Genomic DNA, 2,191 nt, shown 5'->3' on the forward strand with positions numbered 1-2,191 from the left:
GCCCCCCCCCGCGGCCGCGCCCCAACACCCCCCCGCGCGGGCGCCCCCCCCCCCCCCCCCCCGTGGTGTGTTCGGGATCGAACAGATCAGCCCAGGCTGAACGGCTGACCCCACAGGGTCACCCAGCTGATGACGTTGTCGGTCTCGACCTCGACGCTCACGAAGGCGCGAGCCTGCGCGTAGCCGGCGCAGCCGGACAGACCGATGGTCGTGTCCGACCAGGTCACCGAGCCACTGCCGTTCTTGAACTTGTTCGACTTGCCGTGCGACTCGTTGCCGAAGTCGTCGGCCTTCTCGATGTCGAGCACGTAGAACGACTTCGCCTGGCCGGGGCCGAGCGAGAGCTCGCCGCCGGTGCCCACCGCGACATCGCCGGTATCGCCGGAGACCGAGCCTTCGACGTCACCGCTCACGCCGCCACCGGCGATGTTGACCTGGCAACCCACGGTGTAGCCGGGGAAGATCTTGCCGGTGCCGCCGTCGGAGACGGTGACCTGCGCGCTACCCGAGACCCACGCGTTGCGGTGGACCGGGGTGGAGCCCAGCGACGGGTTGATGTTGGCCGACTCGCCAACCAGGCTGATGTCGACGACGGTGCCGTCGGACAGGACCTTGGTGATGTGTCCGCCCGGCAGCGGAACGAAGGTGTCGGCGTTGGCCGCGCCCGTGGAGAACAGGCCGACGGCCACGGTGGCTGCGGCGCTGACGCCCGCCGCCTTCGCCATGAACTTACGGTTGATCATTGGATTGTCCCTCGAGGATTGAGTTCGCCGCAGCGAGAAGAAGATTCGTACAGTTCGAAAGACGTCAGCCGATGCTGAACGGCATGCCGTAGAGGGTGGTCTTCGAGTAGTGGTCGCCGATGATCTCGACCACGGTGTACGCCCGGGCCTGCGCGTAGCCTGCGCAGCCCTGGATCTCGATCTCGGCGTCCTGGTAATCGATCGCGTAGGTGCCGGCCTTCTGGATGTCCTTCGAGCTGATCTGGACGAACTTGACCTCGCCCGGGCCCAGGTTGACGCCGATCGAACCGCCGATGCTGCCGCCGGTGGTGTTCACGCTGGCTTTGACACCGGCGCCGATCGCGTCGTCGGCGATGCTCACCTGGCAACCGACGATGTAGCCGGTGTTCAGCTGGGAGGTGCCGTGGGTGGAGGAGTTGTTGGAACCGGGACGGCCGGTCGGGCCGTTCCAGGGGCCGACCTCGCCCTCGGGGGTGTCGGCGACCTCGGCGATCGCGGAGCCCGAGACCCAGACGACGCGGCCCGCGCCATTGGCGGCCATCGACGGTGAGATCAGGGCGTGCTCACCCGTGCGGGTGACGGTCACGCCCGCAGGGCTTACCTTCTGGCCGTCCGGCAACGGCACGAAGGTGTCGGCATTGGCGGCACCGGTCGACAGCAGGCCGAAGGCCACGGCGGCCGCGGCAGCGCCGACGCCCGCGGCACGGGCTCCGCGGCGCACACCGGTGGTGCGGTTCTCGCTCATACTTCCCCTCATCAGGTGTCTAGCGGCCGGCCTCGACTTTCGAGACCGACGTGGTGGACCTCACAGGCCCAGCTCAGTGTGTCGCCCCTTTGTTGCCGTTACGTAACCAACTGTTATTTCGACGATACGGCCGGGGCCGGTGTGGCGAACCCGAGCCAGGGCTCCACCGGGTGGTTCAACGCATAGAAGTTGGGGTACTGCGGGGACCAATAGTTGATGGCTCGATGGCGAACATTAAACGCTGCGCCGTCGTTCCGGCAACGAAAGAGTTCGTAAATTTCACTGTGACCCCCGACACACGTGCGCACATCGCCACATGCTTTGACGTGCATCAATGCATCCGGGATCCGCCGTGTCAACGGGGATGGACCGAAGGTTGGTTACCGACCGGTTTCGAACGCTTATACGACAAAGGACCACGCTTTCGCGTGGTCCTGAGGAATTGTCACCCATTCGCAATCACGCCGAAAACGGCATTTCGGTGAGGTCTTATTACGTAGCAGCTACGTAGATAACGGTACGGTCACCCGTGATGCGGCGGCACCTGCGAACGCAACCATTCATCGTTATCCGAACGGCCGCCGCCATCGCCGCGCTCGTCGCCGGTTGTCAGAGGCAGCAACGAGCCGCAAATACCCCGCCCGCGCCCCGGCCGGGCGGCCCGGGGGCGCGGCCCCCCCGCGACCCCGCGCGGCCGGGGGTT

The 2,191-nt window shown here is 66.5% G+C and carries 2 protein-coding genes; both read right to left on the reverse strand.

The annotated features are described in order from the left end of the window. Window positions 1-86: 86 nt before the first annotated feature. On the reverse strand, window positions 87-743 hold the full coding sequence (locus tag ACFWPJ_RS08540; RefSeq protein ID WP_378848871.1) for an MspA family porin: 657 nt from the start codon (window positions 741-743) through the stop codon (window positions 87-89). 64 nt (window positions 744-807) lie between these two features. Continuing rightward, complete coding sequence (locus ACFWPJ_RS08545; RefSeq protein ID WP_378848873.1) at window positions 808-1,488, reverse strand: MspA family porin; 681 nt, start codon at window positions 1,486-1,488, stop codon at window positions 808-810. Window positions 1,489-2,191 lie beyond the last annotated feature (703 nt).

It is taken from the genome of Nocardia sp. NPDC058497 (assembly GCF_042720195.1).
Classification (GTDB): Bacteria; Actinomycetota; Actinomycetes; order Mycobacteriales; family Mycobacteriaceae; genus Nocardia.

Bases quoted from the DNA above. Each gene is read 5' to 3' on its own strand.
- ACFWPJ_RS08540 (WP_378848871.1), bottom strand. From the start codon at position 743: ATGATCAACCGTAAGTTCATGGCGAAGGCGGCGGGCGTCAGCGCCGCA.
- ACFWPJ_RS08545 (WP_378848873.1), bottom strand. From the start codon at position 1,488: ATGAGCGAGAACCGCACCACCGGTGTGCGCCGCGGAGCCCGTGCCGCG.